This window comes from Streptomyces sp. NRRL S-31 (genome assembly GCF_000718775.1).
GTDB lineage: Bacteria > Actinomycetota > Actinomycetes > Streptomycetales > Streptomycetaceae > Streptomyces.
The window spans coordinates 20,118-34,826 of record NZ_JOCB01000091.1 but is presented as its reverse complement, the minus strand read 5'-3'; the positions used below and the strand labels follow the sequence as shown (position 1 = coordinate 34,826).

The following is a 14,709-nucleotide window of genomic DNA, read 5'->3' as shown; positions in this document are numbered from 1 at the left end:
GTCCGCGGCCGGCGGCTCGGGCGACGGTCTCGCCTGACGCGGCCGGGCAGTGTAGACATGGGCACATGGTGCGACTGCCCGGCCGGTCCGCGACCCGGCCGCCCCGAGCGATCGGGCAGCCACGCGCACCGCAGGGCCCGCCGCGCGCGGAAGGCGGTGCGGGCGGCCGCCGGCCGGGCCGGCTCCGGTCGGCGGTGACCGGGCGCAGCGTGGCCGGTCAGGTGTTCCTGCTGCAAGTGGCGATCGTGCTGCTGCTGGTCGTCGCGGCGGTGGTGGCCCAGGTGCTCCAGGTGCGGCACGACAGCGACGTGGAGGCGGCCAACCGTTCCCTCGCCGTGGCCCAGACGTTCGCCAACGCGCCGGGCACGGCGGCGGCCCTGCGCTCCCCCGATCCCTCGGCGGTGCTGCAACCGCGCGCGGAGGCGGCCCGCGCGGCGACCGGTGTGGACTTCATCGTCGTGATGGACACCGACGGCATCCGTTACACGCACCCCCGGGCCGACCGCATCGGCAAGAGGTTCGTCGGCGACATCGCCCCGGCCGTGGCCGGCCGGACGGTCACCGAGCACGTCAACGGCACCATCGGCCCGCTGGTGCAGGTCGTGGTGCCGGTGCGGGACCCGGCCGGCCGGGTGGTGGGGCTGGTGTCGGCGGGCATCACCACCGCGCACGTGGGCGGGACCGCCGACCGGCAGTTGCCGCTGCTGCTGGCCGCGGCGGGCGCCGCGCTCGCGCTGGCCACCGCGGGCACGGCGCTGGTCAGCAGACGGCTGCTGCGCCAGACGCACGGCCTCGGACCGTACGAGATGACGCGGATGTACGAGCATCACGACGCGGTGCTGCACGCGGTCCGCGAGGGAGTGCTGATCGTCGGCGGTGACGGCCGGCTGCTGCTCGCCAACGACGAGGCGCACCGGCTGCTGGACCTGCCCGCGGACGCCGAGCGGCGGCAGGTGCGGGAGCTGGGCCTGGACGACGGCACGGCGGCGCTGCTGGCGTCGGGGCGGGTCGCCACGGACGAGGTGCACCTGGTCAAGGACCGGCTGCTGGCGATCAACCAGCGGCCCACGGACCTGCGCGGCGGCCCGCCCGGCAGCGTCACCACGCTGCGCGACTCCACCGAGCTGCGCGCTCTGTCGGGCCGTGCGGAGGAGGCCCGGGAGCGGCTGAACATGCTGTACGACGCCGGGGTGGGGATCGGCACCAGTCTGGACGTGGCCCGCACCGCGGAGGAGCTGGCCGGCCTGGCGGTGCCCCGGTTCGCGGACTTCGCCACGGTGGACCTGTTCGACGCGGTGCTCAGCGGGGAGGAGCCCCGGCCGGGGACGGTCCTGCGGCGCACGGCCTGCGCGGGCGTCCGGAAGGAGTCGCCGCTGTACACGGTCGGCGAGCGCATCCGTTGGGTGTCCACCGCGCCGCAGGCCCGCGCGCTGGCGACCGGGCAGTCGGTCGTGGTGGCGCGGCTGGGCGAGGACGCCGGCTGGCGGGCGCAGGACCCGGAGCGCACCGAGCGGATTCTGGAGGACGGCATCCACTCGCTGATCACCGTGCCGCTGCGGGCGGGCAGTCTGGTGCTCGGCCTGGCGAACTTCTGGCGGGCTCGGAAGCCGCAGCCGTTCGACTCCGAGGAGGCGGCGCTGGCGGAGGAGCTGGTGGCGCGGGCGGCGGTGTCCATCGACAACGCCCGTCGGTACACCCGCGAGCACAGCATGGCGGTCACGCTCCAGCGCAGCCTGCTGCCGCGTTCGCTGCCGGAGCAGGGCGCCCTGGACCTCGCCTACCGCTATCTGCCGGCCCAGTCCGGGGTGGGCGGCGACTGGTTCGACGTGCTGCCGCTGTCGGGTGCCCGGGTGGCCCTCGTCGTCGGGGATGTCGTGGGGCACGGGCTGCACGCGGCGGCGACGATGGGCCGGCTGCGGACGGCGGTGCACAACTTCTCGTCGCTCGACCTGCCGCCGGACGAGCTGCTGGGCCTGCTGGACGAGTTGGTCGGGCGGATCGACCAGGACGAGACGCCGGCGGACGGCTCGGCCGTGGTGACGGGCGCGACCTGCCTGTACGCCATCTACGACCCGGTGTCGCGGCGGTGCACGATGGCCCGGGCCGGTCATCCGCCGCCCGCGCTGGTGCGCCCGGACGGCGGCGTGGAGTTCGCGGACGTGCCCGCGGGCCCGCCGCTGGGGCTGGGCGGCCTGCCGTTCGAGACGGCGGAGCTGGAGCTGGCGGAGGGCAGCCGGCTGGTGCTGTACACCGACGGTCTGGTGGAGGACCGGGAGCGGGACATCGACGAGGGGCTCGCTCTGCTGGGCGACGCCCTGCGGCGGGCGCCGGGTGCCTCCCCGGAGGAGACCTGCCGTACCGTGCTGGACCGGCTTCCGGCCCGGCCGAGCGACGACGTGGCGCTGATCGTCGCCCGTACCCGGGTGCTGGGGCCGGACCGGGTCGCGCGGTGGGACGTGCCGTCCGACCCGGCCGCGGTGTCCGAAGTGCGGACGTCGGTGACCCGGAAGCTGTCCGAGTGGGGCCTGGAGGAGCTGGCGTTCACGACGGAGCTGATCCTGAGCGAACTGGTCACCAACGCCATCCGCTACGGGCGGGGTCCGATCGGGGTGCGGCTGCTGCGTGACCGCACGCTGATCTGCGAGGTCTCCGACGGCAGTACGACCTCGCCGCACCTGCGGTACGCGGCGAGCACCGACGAGGGCGGCCGGGGCCTGTTCCTGGTGGCGCAGCTCGCCGACCGCTGGGGCACCCGGTACGTCCGGCACGGCAAGGTGATCTGGGCGGAGCAGCCGCTGCCGTGAGCGGCTTCCGCGCGGGGCCGAAGACGGCGGTGGACCGGCGGGGTTCCGGGACGGGCGGCGGACCGGGCCCGTCCCGGGAGCGTCCCGCCGTCCGGGCGGGCGGGGGTCAGCCGCCGCCCAGCCGCGAGCGCAGCAGTTGCTTGCCCAGCTCGGCGCCCTTGCGGCTGTCGGACTGGGCCTTGCGGAAGAGGTCCACGACCTCGTCGTCCTTGTCGCGCTCGGCGTCCTGGATGTACTGCTCCAGGCGCAGGGCGTTGCTGAGGCACGCCTCGACGTACCAGATGAGGTTGTAGTCCTTGTCGCGGGTGCCGGTGACGTCGCCGGTCTCGCTGGTACTGGTCATCCGGGGTCTCCTCCTTCTGTCGACCCTGTGTCGATTCCGCTGGGGGACACCCCGGGTACCCGTGGCCGGCCCACGGACACACCGCCCTCAGCCGAGGGCGCGGTCCAGGTTGAACGCGGCGCTGATCAGGGACAGGTGGGTGAATGCCTGCGGGAAGTTGCCCTGTTGCTCGCCGGTGCGGCCGATCTCCTCGGCGTACAGGCCCAGGTGGTTGGCGTAGGTGAGCATCTTCTCGAAGGCCAGCCGCGCCTCGTCGACCCGGCCGGCCCGGACGAGCGCCTCGACGTACCAGAACGAGCAGATCGAGAAGGTGCCCTCGTCGCCGCGGAGGCCGTCGGGGCTGGCCTGCGGGTCGTAGCGGTAGACGAGGGAGTCGGAGACGAGGTCCTCGGTGAGGGCGTCCAGGGTGGAGAGCCACTTGGGGTCGGTGGGGGCGATGAACTTGGCGAGCGGCATCATCAGCACCGCGGCGTCGAGGACGTCGGCGTCCTCGTACTGCACGAACGCGCCCCGGCGCTCGGACCAGCCGCGGTCCATGATCCGCCGGTAGACCCTGTCCCGGGCCTGGCGCCAGCGGCGGTGGTCGGCGGGCAGCCCGCGGTGGTTGGCGAGGCGGATGGCCCGTTCGATGGCGACCCAGCACATCAGCCGCGAGTACAGGAAGTTCTTGCGTCCGCCGCGGGTCTCCCAGACGCCCTCGTCGGGCTGGTCCCAGTGGTCGCACACCCAGTCGACCAGCTTGCACAGGTCGTCCCACTGCCCGCTGGAGATGGGTTCCGCCCACTTGTCGTAGAGGTAGACCGAGTCGATCAGGGCGCCGTAGATGTCCAGCTGGAGCTGGTCGGCGGCGGCGTTGCCGACCCGGACCGGCGCGGAGCCCAGGTGTCCCTCCAGGTGGCGCAGCTCGCGTTCCGGCAGGTCGGCGCGGCCGTCGATGCCGTACATGATCTGGAGCGGTCCGGAGGCGGCGCCGTCGCCGGGGCTGATGTGCGTGGTCAGGAACTTCATGAAGGCCGCGGCCTCGCCGCTGAAGCCGAGTCTGAGCAGCGCGTAGACGGCGAAGGCGGCGTCGCGGACCCAGACGTAGCGGTAGTCCCAGTTGCGTTCGCCGCCGAGTTGCTCGGGCAGGCTGGTGGTGGGCGCGGCGACGATGGCGCCGGTGGGGGCGTAGGTGAGCAGTTTCAGGGTGAGGGCGGAGCGGTGCACCATCTCGCGCCAGCGGCCCCGGTAGCGGGACTGGTGCAGCCATTTGCGCCAGTAGGCGACGGTGGCGTTGAACTCTTGCTCCGCCTCGGCGTGGGCGCAGCCGCGGGGCATCACGCGCTCGCCGAGCCGGTCGAGGGCGAACACCGCGGTCTCGCCCTCGGCCAGCTTGAACTCAGCCCACGCGTCCCGGCCGTCGGTCTCCACCGTGACGGTCGAGGTGAGCGCCAGGGACAGCTCGGGGGACTCGAAGAAGACCATGCCGTCCACCGCGCGCTGGGTGTGCGGGTCGGCGCCGTAGTTGAAGCGCGGGGCGATCAGGGCGCGGAACGGCACGGTGCCGCGCACGCAGACCAGGCGCCGGATGAGCCGGTGCCGGCGCACCTCGCGGGACTCGTCGCAGCAGACGGGCATGAAGTCCTGCACCTCGCCGACGCCCTCCTCGGTGAAGAAGCGGGTGATCAGCACGTTGGTGTCGGGGAAGTAGAACTGTTTGGTGCGCGCCGGTACGGCGGCGGCCAGCTCGAAGCGCCCGCCGCGCTCGGCGTCGAGGATCGCCGCGAAGACGCTCGGGGAGTCGAAGGAGGGGGAGCAGTACCAGTCGATCGTGCCGTTGGTGCCGACCAGGGCCACGCTGCGCAGGTCTCCGATGAGGCCGTGGTCGGCGATCGGCAGGTAGCGGGGGCTGGGGGCGTCCTCGGCGAACGGCGTCGCGGCCATCGGCGGCCTCCCGGTGAGCGGTGCGGTGCGTCCTCCCCGCCTGCGGAGGTGTTTCCCGGTGTGCGGGAGGTCTCCGGTCCGCGGGGTGTTCTCCAGCTTAAGAGCGAGTGGTTTCGCGTGGCGTGGGAACGCGCTCCCCATCCGCTGCCGGAGCCTTCCGGATGCAGGGTGCGCCGGGGAGGGCAATGGTGAGAGTGTGCCCCGTCCAAGGGCACCGGCACGGATGCGGTCATCCGGACCGAGGAGGAGGCATCATGTCGGCACCCACACCCGAAGAGTCCCGTTCGTCGGACGACGTCCGCACCCCGGACGCCCTGCTCCATTCCGCGCCCGCCAGCGACATCACCCCTGAGGACCTGGTCATGGCGGCGGGCAGGGACGTCACACCGAAGACCCTCGACTGGGCGCGTCGCAAGCTGGAGTCGGAGGGTCCGGCGGCCATCGAGAAGCTGCTGCCCTAGGGCGGGCCGGGGTTCATAGGCGAACAGACCGGTCCGGCGGGACGGGCACCGAACCCGTCCCGCCGGACCGGTCCGCGGGGGTTCGGGGGCGCCATGTGCCGCGTGTCGCGTGCCGTACGCGAGGGTGCGGTGGCCCGGGGTCACTCCGGCAGGTCGGTCTCGTCCGGCACCAGGTGTACCGCGGCCTCCTCGGCTCCCGCCGCTCCCCCGTCGATGCCCACGTCCCGCGCGACCTCCTCCTTGGTGGTGTCGGCGTGGACACCCTCGTCCGGGGCGACCAGGCGGCCCGCGCGGGCTCCGCCCGCCTCCGGGTCGACCGGCTCGCCCTCGCCGCCGGGCAGGTCGCCGATCTCGTCGCCGGCCGGCGGGGTCACGTCCGGGACCTCCTGGCCGAGCCGTTCGTCCAGGGACTCCCCCTCGTGCTGCTCGGCGGCGGTGACGCCGTGCCGGGTGACGCCCAGCGGACGCTCGGGCGGGGAGTAGCCCTCGTCGAGGATGTCGTCGTAGGTGCGCTCGCCGACCGCGTCCTGGAGGTCCAGGGGTCCGGCGTCCTCCTGCTCCTCGTTGGAACCGGTGGGCTGGTAGGCGTCGTCCGCCATGGGGGTCTGCTCGGACGGCTGGTCGCTCATGGTCGCCTCCTTCGGGATGCGCGGTCGGTCCCGGTCCGCGTTTCCCGTGGGCGGATCATTAATCCCGCCGGCACGGCCGGCGGGGCCTGGTCGAGGCGCGCGCCGGGAGGGCTCGGCGCCGGCGCTGAGGCGCGACGGTACGGCCGGCGGCGGCACGGCCGGCGGGCCGGCCCTGATCCGCTCCCGCCGCGTCACAGGAGCCGAGGACGCGGTGCCGGGCCGGGCGCGGTGCCGGACCGGGCGGGGAGGGCGGAGCGGGATCAGGGCGGCCGTCGCGGGGGCTCCCCTCCGGTTGGCGCGGTCCCGGTCGCGCTCCCAGCCTTGTGCCATCCGCCCGCTGCTGCAACCGATGTGCAGTAAAGGGCGCGGCAGACCTTTCCCATGGGGAGGGAAAGCCCCCGGGACGGGTGGGCAGGCCCCCGGACCGATCCGCCCGTCCGCCGATCCGCCCGTCCGCCGATCCGCCCGTCCGCCGATCCGCCGGTCCGCCGGTCCGCGGCGCCGGGCGGGGGTCATCCGGTGGGCAGGGCCTCCCGCAGCGCCCGCGCGGTGCCGGCCGGGTCGTAGTCCTCGGGGACGCCCGGGACGAGGACGATGTCGCCGTCGATGTGCCGCGAGCGCAGCGGTGCGATCTCCTGGTAGGCGGGCGAGTCCCACCAGGCGCGGGCCTCGGCGATGCCGGGGAAGCCGATCACCACCACGTGTCCGGGCCAGCCGCCCTCCTTGACCTCGTGCCGTGCGCCGTGCACCAGGAAGCGGCCGCCGTACGGCTCGAAGGTGGCGGTGATCCGCTCGATGTACTCGGCGATCTCCGGGTGCGGGGCGGCTTCCCTCAGGTGCGCGATGGCGTAGGCGGGCACGGTGTCCTCCGATCGGCTGCGGCGGGCTCGGTACGCCCCGATCGTGGCAGCCGGGCGCGCCGGAAGCGATGACCTGCGGGGTAAGCGGCGCCCCCGGGCCCGGTCCGCCGGTCCCGGGGGCGCCCGCCGCCATGGCCGCCCGGGTCAGAGCGCGGCCTGGGGTCCGTCCGGGTCAGCGCGCGGCGCGAGGTCCGCCCGGTTCAGAGCACGGCCTGGGGTCCGTCCGGGCGGGTGGCGCGCTGCCGGACCGTCTCGTGGCTGAGTTCCCGGGTCTCCGTCTCCGGCAGCCGCTCGAAGCCGTCCTCGGTGATGACCGAGACGATGGGGAAGATACGGCGGTTGAGGTCGGGGCCGCCGGTGGCCGAGTCGTCGTCCGCCGCGTCGTACAGCGCCTGGACGGCGGCGAGGGCCGCTTCCCCGCGGGTCAGGTCCGGCCGGTACAGCTTCTTCAGGGCGCCCCGAGCGTACGGGGAGCCGCTGCCCTCGGCGTGGAAGCCGCGTTTCTCGTACAGCCCGCCGGCCGCGTCGAAGCTGAAGATCCGGCCGCGTCCGCCGTCCGGCGCGGCCAGGTCGTAGCCGACGAGCAGGGGGACGACGACGAGGCCCTGCATGGCCTGGGCGAGGTTCTGCCGGATCATGGCGGCGAGGCGGGCCGCCTTGGCGCCCAGGGTCATCGGGATGCCCTCGATCTTCTCGAAGTGGGCCAGCTCCACCTGGTAGAGCCGCACCATGTCGAGGGCGAGACCGACGGTGCCGGCGAAGGCGACGGCGGTGTGGTCGTCGGCCGGGTGCACCTTCTCCAGGTCGCGCTGGGCTATGAGGTTGCCCATGGTGGCCCGGCGGTCGCCCGCGATCAGCACGCCGTCGCGGTAGGTCAGGGCGAGCACGGTGGTGCCGTGCGGGAACCGGTCGGGTGCCACCCGGGCGCCCGTCGGCAAGGGAGGTGCGGTGGGCAGCAGCCCTGGGCGGTAGGCGGCCAGGAAGTCGGTGAAGGACGACGTCCCCGGTGTGAAGAAGGCGTCGTCCGGCAGGCCCCCGCTGTCGTTCCCCGGCATGGCTTCCCCTCCTGGTGCTCCCGGCAGTACCCGTCTCCTACCTGAAGTGGACGGCCGGGAAACTCCCCGGCGCTCAGAGGAACTTGCGCCGTACCAGCACCACGAGCACCAGCAGGCCGGGGAGCAGCGGCAGCCAGACGGTCAGCAGCCGGTAGCCGAGCACGGCGGACGCGGCGGCGCCACCGGGGGCGCCGGCGGCGGTGAGGGCGAGGGCCAGCGCGGCGTCCAGCGAGCCGAGACCGCCCGGGGTGGGCAGCAGGGCGGCGGCGCTGCTCGCCGCGAGGTAGAGCAGCGCGACCTGGAGCGGGGCGAGCGGTACGCCGACGGCCCGGGTGACGGCGACGAGGACCAGCGCGTGCAGTGCGGCGAAGGCCAGGGAACCGCCCCACAGGGCCGCCGCGCGCGACGGGCGGGCGTGCAGGGTGCGGATGTCGGCCAGTACGGCGGCGAGCGCCCGCCGGCACCGCGACCACAGGGAGGTGACCAGCAGGACCGCCGCCGCCACCGCGCCGAGGAGGGCGGCGACGGCCACCGGGGAGAGGTGCGGGAGGCGCAGCAGGCCCGGGCAGGCCGGGGCGAGCAGCGCGATCAGTGCCAGGCGGACGGCGGCGCCCGCGGTGGTCTTGACCGCCAGCGCGCCGGCCGCGCGCCCGGCCGGCAGCCCGCAGCACATCAGGAAGCGCACGTTCACGGCGCCCGCGCCGAGTCCCGCGGGCAGCAGGTGGTTGACGGCGGAGGCGGCGAACTGGGCGGCGAGCAGCCGGGCGCCGGGCAGTCGCCGTACGACGGCGCCCTGCTGGGCGAGTGCGGAGGCCGCCCAGGTGGTGAGGGCCGCCGCCGCGCCGGCCAGCAGCCAGCCCTGGTCGGCGGCGGCGAGCCGCTCGGCCGCGTGCCATACCGCGGGCCGGTACCGGTGGGCCAGGTAGAGCGCGCCGAGCAGTACGGCGAGGCAGCCGGCGGCGTGCCAGCGAAGGCGCCGGCGGCCGAGGGAGGCGGTGAGGCCGGCCGGGGACGTCATGCGCCGGCGCCCGGTACGACGTAGTACAGCCGCACCGCGCCGACGGCCGTGGAGGGCCAGTCGCGGGCGTAACCGGGCGGCGCGGACCCGGCCGGCACCAGCGTGGCGACCGGCATCCGGCGGGCGGCCCGGGCGATGCCCTCCGGTGTGGAGTCGGCGTTGGGGCCGGACGTCGCGGCCGAGGCGCAGCCGGCGGCGTACGCCACCGGAAGGGCCTCGTGGCCGGCGACCAGACAGGGCGGGCGGACCCCTCGGCGGTTCAGTTCGGTCGCGGTCCGGGCCCAGGCCCGGTGCGCGCCGGTGGCTCCGGTGACGACCCGTCCGAGGACACCGAGCTGCGCACCGAGATGTACGGCCAGGCCGGCGCAGACCAGCACCAGGACGCCTGGGCGCACGGCAGTGCGCCGGGCCGGTCCCGGTTGCCGGCTCCGGCGCCGAACCGCACCCGGCGCGGCGCAGGGGGCCCCGTTCCTGCCCGGAGCCGGGGGCACATCCGGCGCGGCTCCGGGAGCCCCGCTCCGGTCCGAGGCCGGAAGCACACCCCGCGCCGCGCCGGGAGCCCCGCTCCGGTCCGGAGCCGGAGGCACATCCGGCACAGCGTCGGGAGACCCGCTCCCACCCGAAGCCGGAGGCGCCCCCCGGGTCGGCCACGAGAGTCGGCTCCGCGCCGGGCCAGGCGCCCGGAACCTGGCCGTCCGCCCGGCCGGGTCCGGCGCCGGACCCGCTCCCCGGCTCCGGGTGGCGTACCACGCGGTCCGCGAGGCCGGGCGGATGACCGGGTGACGGGTGGTCAGCGCGGCTGCGAGGGCGTCGGCGACCGGGATCGCGAGCAGGGCGTAGGCGGGCAGCAGGAAGCGGGGGGCCGCGTAGCCGATCAGGAAGAGGTAGGGGAAGGCGGCGGTGGCCGCGCAGGCGAGCGGCAGCGCCGTGGCCGTCGTGCGCCGGGCGCGGACGGCGACCGCCAGGGCGAGCCCGGCGAGCGGGAGCAGCGCGAACCACCAGAGGGTCAGCAACGGGTGCGGCAGGGCGCCGGCGCACGGCCGGCACAGCGTCCGGCCGCCCAGCGCGCGCAGTTGGTCCACGACGGCGAGATGCCAGCCGAGGCCGCCCTGGATCGCCGAGCCGTCGGCCAGCCGGCGGGCCAGGCCGCCGTAGCCGGTGTACGCCTCGATCACCCACTCGGCGGCGCCCACGGCGAGTCCGGCGAGCAGGACGAGCAGCGCCCGGCGCCGGCCGCGCCGCAGCCCCGGGACGAGCAGGGGCAGGCACACCCAGACCGCGTCCACCGGCCGCATGCACGCCATCAGCGCCGTGCTCGCCGCCAGGCCCCACGGGGCGGCCCGGTCGGCCCGGTCGGCGCCGGTCCGCAGGAAGCAGGCGACGGCGGCCAGGGCGCCGACGGCGACCCAGAGGTTCGGCATGGCCTGGGGGCCGTAGAACAGGGTCGTCCACAGGGAGGCGAACAGGCCGCCGGCCAGGGCGAGTACGGGGATCGGGAAGAGGCCCCGCCAGGCGCGCAGCGCCAGGAACAGGGCGAGGCCGGACAGGAGGGCGAGGTAGACGCGGAGCAGCGGCGTCGAGGACGACCAGGAGGCGACCGGTGCGACCAGCAGGGACACGCCCCGTGCGCGGGGGGCGCTGAAGAAGGACGCCGGGGCGTGCCGGCCGACCTGGCTGACGTAGACCGTCTCGTCCCAGCCGAGCCCCATGCCGGGCCGTACGAGCAGCAGTTGGGCGAGGGTGAAGGCCGCGGCGACGGCCGCGAGAGGCCATGCGGCGCGGACGGCCCCGGCGGACCGGCGGCGCGGGCGCCCGCGGCTCACCGCGTCGAGTGTCGCGTGGCTGCTGCCGGCCATGACCACCCCTCGGTCCCCACACAGGTCGTGGGGTCCACTGTCACCCCGCGGCCTCCGGGTCCGGGGTGCCGGCGCGGGACGACACGGCCGGGCCGGCCCGGATCACCCGGCCGTACCCGGCTGACGGGGCCATCCGGCCGACGGCACTACGCGCTGTGAGGTCGGGTCATGGCCGGCACAGGGCCCCGTGGCGCGGAGCGGCGCGGGGCGGGGAAGCCGGAGGGCGAGGTGCCGGCCGTCCTCCGGGCCACGGAGCGGCCGCTGACCCGGCGCGGATCCGGCAGGAGATCGGTGGCGGGCCGGCGTACGACACGGTCCACACGATTCTCGAACATACGTACGACAAAGGGCTGGTGCCGCGGGACGCCGACGGGCGGCGCGGTGCGTGCCGGCCGGTCAGGAACGCGGCCGAGCCGACGGCCCAGGCGATGCGCGAGGCCCCCTGGGCCGGGGGCCGGACCCGATACCCGATCGGCGCCCTCCGGCTGTCCGTGACCGGACCGAGCGGCGAGGAGGAGCGGGCGCCGCGCGCACCGCTCGCCGAGGGCGACGTCTGAGACGGCCGCCGTGGGGGCGCGGTGTGCGGCGCACCGCGCGGCCGGTCACGGACGTGTCCGCGACCGGCGACGGCGCGTGCTCCCGGGCGGTTCAGCCGGCGTTCGGCGCGCGGTGCGGCGGCTGTCCGGGGGCGGGTCGACGGGTCGTCGGCGGTACGGCCCGGACGGCCGGCTCGTCGGTGCTGACGGTCAGCGGCTCGCCGTGGTGGCGGAGCGTCAGCGGCTCGCCGTCCAGCAGCGCGTACGTCACCTTGTCCGCGCCGATGTCCACGCGCAGCCGGCGCCCGCGGAACTGGAGGTGGAAGGCGAGCCGGCGCAGCCGTTCGGGCAGCCGGGGCGCGAACCGGAGCCGGTCGTCGTCGCGGCGCATGCCGCCGAAGCCCGCGACCAGCGCCATCCAGGTGCCGGCGAGCGAGGCGATGTGCAGCCCGTCCCGCGTGTTGTGCTCCAGGTCGTGCAGGTCCATCAGCGCGGCCTCGGAGGTGTAGGCGTAGGCGAGGTCCAGATGGCCGGTCTGGGCGGCGATGACGGCCTGGCAGCAGGCGGACAGGGAGGAGTCGCGGACGGTCAGCGGCTCGTAGTAGGCGAAGTTCCGGGCGATCTGCTCCTCGTCGTGCTCGCGCTCGAAGTAGTCGCCGCAGGTGTACATGGCGAGCACCAGGTCGGCCTGTTTGACGACCTGTTTGCGGTACAGGTCGAAGTAGGGGAAGTGGAGCAGCAGCGGGTACTGGTCGGCGCGGGTGCCGGCGAAGTCCCACCGCTGGTAGCGGGTGAAGCCGGCGTGCTGTTCGTGGACGCCGAGTTCGGTGTTGTAGGGGATGTGCATGGCGTCGGCGGCGTCCCGCCAGGCGGCGCTCTCCTCCTCGTCGACGCCGAGCCGCCGCGCCTCGCCGGGGTGGCGTTCGGCGGCGTCGGCCGCCGCGCGCAGGTTCTGCCGGGCCATCAGGTTGGTGTACGTGTTGTCGTCGGCGACGGCGCTGTACTCGTCGGGGCCGGTGACGCCGTCGAGGTGGAAGACGCCGTGGCTGTCGTGGTGGCCGAGCGACCGCCACAGCCGGGCGGTCTCCACCAGCAGCTCCACGCCGGCCTCCCGCTCGAAGCCGGTGTCGCCGGTGGCCTCGACGTACCGGACGACGGCGTCGGCTATGCCGGCGTTCACGTGGAAGGCGGCGGTGCCGGCCGGCCAGTAGGCCGAGCCCTCGGGGCCGGCGATGGTCCGCCAGGGGAACGCGGCTCCGGCGAGCCCCAGCTGGGCCGCGCGTTCACGGGCCTCGTCCAGCGTGCCGTGGCGCCAGCGCAGCGCCTCGGCGACGGCCTGGGGCGCGGTGTGGGTGAGCACGGGCAGGACGAACATCTCGGTGTCCCAGAAGGCGTGTCCGTCGTAGCCGGAGCCGGTCAGCCCCTTCGCCGGGATGGCGCGCCGTTCGGCGCGGGCGCCGGCCTGGAGGACGTGGAACAGCGCGAACCGGACGGCCTGCTGGATCTCCTCGTCGCCCTCCACCTCGACGTCGGCGCGGGACCAGAAGTCGTCCAGGCGGGCCCGCTGGCCGGCGAGCAGGCCCTCCCAGCCGTCGTGCGCGGCGGCGGCGAGGGCGGCGTCGACCTGGTCGGCCATCGCGGGCAGCGACCGGGTGCCGGACCAGCCGTGCGCGACCAGTTTCTCCACCCGCAGCGTCTGCCCGGGTTCCAGCACGGAGGTGACGGTCAGCCGGGCCACGTCGATGCCGCTCTCGCTGCGGCTGGTGGTGCGCTCGGGGCCGGTGACGACGTGGTCGGCGGCCACGGCGACCCTGAGGCCGCTGCGCCGGGTGCGGTGGACCAGCCGCAGCCGCTCACCGGAGGCGAAGCCGTCCTCCTGCTCCAGCGGCGACTTCAGCGCCTTGGCGGCGCGCGGGTCGCCGTCGGATTCCGGCAGGCTCTCGTTGGCGACCAGCTCGGACTGGATCACCACCCGGCTGGTGCTGCCGACGGCCTCCACCTCGTACGCCACGGCGGCGACCGCCCGCTGGGTCAGCGACACCAGCCGGGTGGAGCGCACCCGGACCGTGGAACCGGCCGGGGAGGTCCACTCGCAGGTCCGCTCCAGCACCCCGCGGCGCAGGTCCAGGACGCGCTCGTGGGTCACGAGGCGGCCGTAGCGCAGGTCGAACGGCTCGTCGTCCACCAGCAGCCGCAGCACCTTGCCGTTGGTGACGTTGATGACCGTCTGCCCGGACTCCGGATAGCCGTAGCCGGCCTCCGCGTACGGCAGCGGGTGCACCTCGTGCACGCCGTTGAGGTAGCTGCCGGGGAGGCCGTGCGGCTCGCCCTCGTCGAGGTTGCCGCGCCAGCCGACGTGCCCGTTGGACAGGGCGAACACCGACTCGCTCTGGGCGAGGACATCGAGGTCGAGGGCGGTCTCCCGGACGGTCCACGGCTCCACGGCGTACGACCGCTCGGTGATCACTGCTCGCCTCCCAGCTCGGCCAGGTCCCGCACGACGACGCTGGCGCCGTGCGCGTACAGGGCGTCGGTCTGTCCCACCCGGTCCACGCCGACGACGTATCCGAAGCCGCCCTCGCGGCCCGCGTCCATGCCGGCCAGCGCGTCCTCGAAGACGGCCGCGCGGGACGCCTCGACGCCCAGGTCGCGGGCGGCGGCGAGGAAGGTGTCGGGGTGCGGCTTGCCCGGCAGCTTCCGCTCGGCGGCCACCACGCCGTCGATCCGCACGTCGAAGAAGTGCTCGGCGCCGACGGCCCGCAGCACGTCCCGGCAGTTGGCGCTGGAGGAGACGATCGCGGTGCGCAGTCCGCGGGCGCGGACCGCCTCCAGGTAGCGCAGGGTGCCCTCGTACGCCTCGACTCCCCCGGTGCGGATCTTCTTCAGCAGCAGTTCGTTCTTGCGGTTGCCGAGGCCGTGCACGGTTCGGGCGTCCGGCGGGTCGTCGGGGCCGCCCTCGGGGAGGCTGATACCGCGCGAGTCGAGGAAGGCCCGCACGCCGTCGGCGCGGGGGCGGCCGTCGACGTACTCGTCGTATTCGGCGGCGGCGTCGAACGGCCGCCCCTGCTCTCCCTCGTAGTCCCGCAGGAACGCGTCGAACATCTCCTTCCAGGCCGCCGCGTGCACGACGGCGGTCTTGGTGACGACCCCGTCGAGGTCGAAGAGACATGCCTGGATGGTGTCGGGCAGACCGAGCTGAGTCATACTCAGCACTCTTCCCCATC

11 protein-coding genes and 1 pseudogene are annotated in these 14,709 nt (G+C 75.1%); 3 read left to right on the top strand and 9 right to left on the bottom strand.

The features are described 5' to 3' along the window. The first annotated feature begins 65 nt into the window (after window positions 1–65). Window positions 66–2,804, top strand: coding sequence for a SpoIIE family protein phosphatase/ATP-binding protein (locus tag IF37_RS0129740; RefSeq protein ID WP_079165938.1), 2,739 nt, complete (start codon window positions 66–68; stop codon window positions 2,802–2,804). Window positions 2,805–2,910: 106 nt separating this feature from the next. On the opposite strand, the gene IF37_RS0129735 is transcribed toward IF37_RS0129740, so the two are convergent. Beyond that, entirely contained in the window at window positions 2,911–3,147 is a 237-nt protein-coding gene (locus IF37_RS0129735) for a hypothetical protein (protein ID WP_030749285.1), read from the bottom strand. A gap of 87 nt (window positions 3,148–3,234) precedes the next feature. Next, window positions 3,235–5,070, bottom strand: coding sequence for a glycoside hydrolase family 15 protein (locus IF37_RS0129730; protein ID WP_030749282.1), 1,836 nt, complete (start codon window positions 5,068–5,070; stop codon window positions 3,235–3,237). Between the two features lie 254 nt (window positions 5,071–5,324). On the opposite strand from IF37_RS0129730, the gene IF37_RS0129725 reads away from it, so the two are divergent. Continuing rightward, entirely contained in the window at window positions 5,325–5,531 is a 207-nt protein-coding gene (locus IF37_RS0129725; protein WP_030749278.1) for a hypothetical protein, read from the top strand. Between the two features lie 140 nt (window positions 5,532–5,671). Here the strand turns inward: IF37_RS0129725 and IF37_RS0129720 are convergent, their stop codons facing one another. The 5 genes and pseudogenes from IF37_RS0129720 to IF37_RS46060 all read right to left on the bottom strand — a co-directional run. Then, window positions 5,672–6,160, bottom strand: a complete 489-nt coding sequence (locus IF37_RS0129720; protein WP_030749275.1) for a DUF5709 domain-containing protein — start codon at window positions 6,158–6,160, stop codon at window positions 5,672–5,674. Between the two features lie 512 nt (window positions 6,161–6,672). Further along, on the bottom strand, window positions 6,673–7,020 hold the full coding sequence (locus IF37_RS0129715) for a DUF1330 domain-containing protein (RefSeq protein WP_030749273.1): 348 nt from the start codon (window positions 7,018–7,020) through the stop codon (window positions 6,673–6,675). A gap of 200 nt (window positions 7,021–7,220) precedes the next feature. Further along, window positions 7,221–8,075, bottom strand: a complete 855-nt coding sequence (gene prcB / locus IF37_RS0129710) for a proteasome subunit beta (RefSeq protein WP_030749269.1) — start codon at window positions 8,073–8,075, stop codon at window positions 7,221–7,223. Window positions 8,076–8,148: 73 nt separating this feature from the next. After that, window positions 8,149–9,093: a lysylphosphatidylglycerol synthase domain-containing protein gene (locus IF37_RS0129705; RefSeq protein ID WP_030749266.1), complete on the bottom strand. Its 945-nt coding sequence runs from the start codon at window positions 9,091–9,093 to the stop codon at window positions 8,149–8,151. A gap of 803 nt (window positions 9,094–9,896) precedes the next feature. Beyond that, a pseudogene (locus IF37_RS46060) lies at window positions 9,897–10,949 on the bottom strand (hypothetical protein); the annotation flags it as partial. Window positions 10,950–11,014: 65 nt separating this feature from the next. Between IF37_RS46060 and IF37_RS39865 the strand changes: the two are divergent. Then, window positions 11,015–11,506: a BlaI/MecI/CopY family transcriptional regulator gene (locus IF37_RS39865; RefSeq protein ID WP_367647131.1), complete on the top strand. Its 492-nt coding sequence runs from the start codon at window positions 11,015–11,017 to the stop codon at window positions 11,504–11,506. Window positions 11,507–11,597: 91 nt separating this feature from the next. On the opposite strand, the gene IF37_RS0129685 is transcribed toward IF37_RS39865, so the two are convergent. Further along, window positions 11,598–13,952 carry a glycoside hydrolase family 65 protein gene (locus IF37_RS0129685; protein WP_030749260.1) on the bottom strand — a complete coding sequence of 785 codons (2,355 nt, stop codon included), beginning with the start codon at window positions 13,950–13,952 and terminating at the stop codon, window positions 11,598–11,600. Further along, window positions 13,949–14,689, bottom strand: coding sequence for a beta-phosphoglucomutase family hydrolase (locus IF37_RS0129680; RefSeq protein ID WP_030749258.1), 741 nt, complete (start codon window positions 14,687–14,689; stop codon window positions 13,949–13,951). The genes IF37_RS0129685 and IF37_RS0129680 overlap by 4 nt, the downstream gene beginning before the upstream one ends. Window positions 14,690–14,709: the final 20 nt, after the last annotated feature.

What these genes read in the sequence shown, in the direction of transcription:
- IF37_RS0129740 (WP_079165938.1), top strand. Translation starts at nt 66, where the DNA reads ATGGTGCGACTGCCCGGCCGGTCCGCGACCCGGCCGCCCCGAGCGATC.
- IF37_RS0129735 (WP_030749285.1), bottom strand. Translation starts at nt 3,147, where the DNA reads ATGACCAGTACCAGCGAGACCGGCGACGTCACCGGCACCCGCGACAAG.
- IF37_RS0129730 (WP_030749282.1), bottom strand. Translation starts at nt 5,070, where the DNA reads ATGGCCGCGACGCCGTTCGCCGAGGACGCCCCCAGCCCCCGCTACCTG.
- IF37_RS0129725 (WP_030749278.1), top strand. Translation starts at nt 5,325, where the DNA reads ATGTCGGCACCCACACCCGAAGAGTCCCGTTCGTCGGACGACGTCCGC.
- IF37_RS0129720 (WP_030749275.1), bottom strand. Translation starts at nt 6,160, where the DNA reads ATGAGCGACCAGCCGTCCGAGCAGACCCCCATGGCGGACGACGCCTAC.
- prcB (WP_030749269.1), bottom strand. Translation starts at nt 8,075, where the DNA reads ATGCCGGGGAACGACAGCGGGGGCCTGCCGGACGACGCCTTCTTCACA.
- IF37_RS0129705 (WP_030749266.1), bottom strand. Translation starts at nt 9,093, where the DNA reads ATGACGTCCCCGGCCGGCCTCACCGCCTCCCTCGGCCGCCGGCGCCTT.
- IF37_RS0129680 (WP_030749258.1), bottom strand. Translation starts at nt 14,689, where the DNA reads ATGACTCAGCTCGGTCTGCCCGACACCATCCAGGCATGTCTCTTCGAC.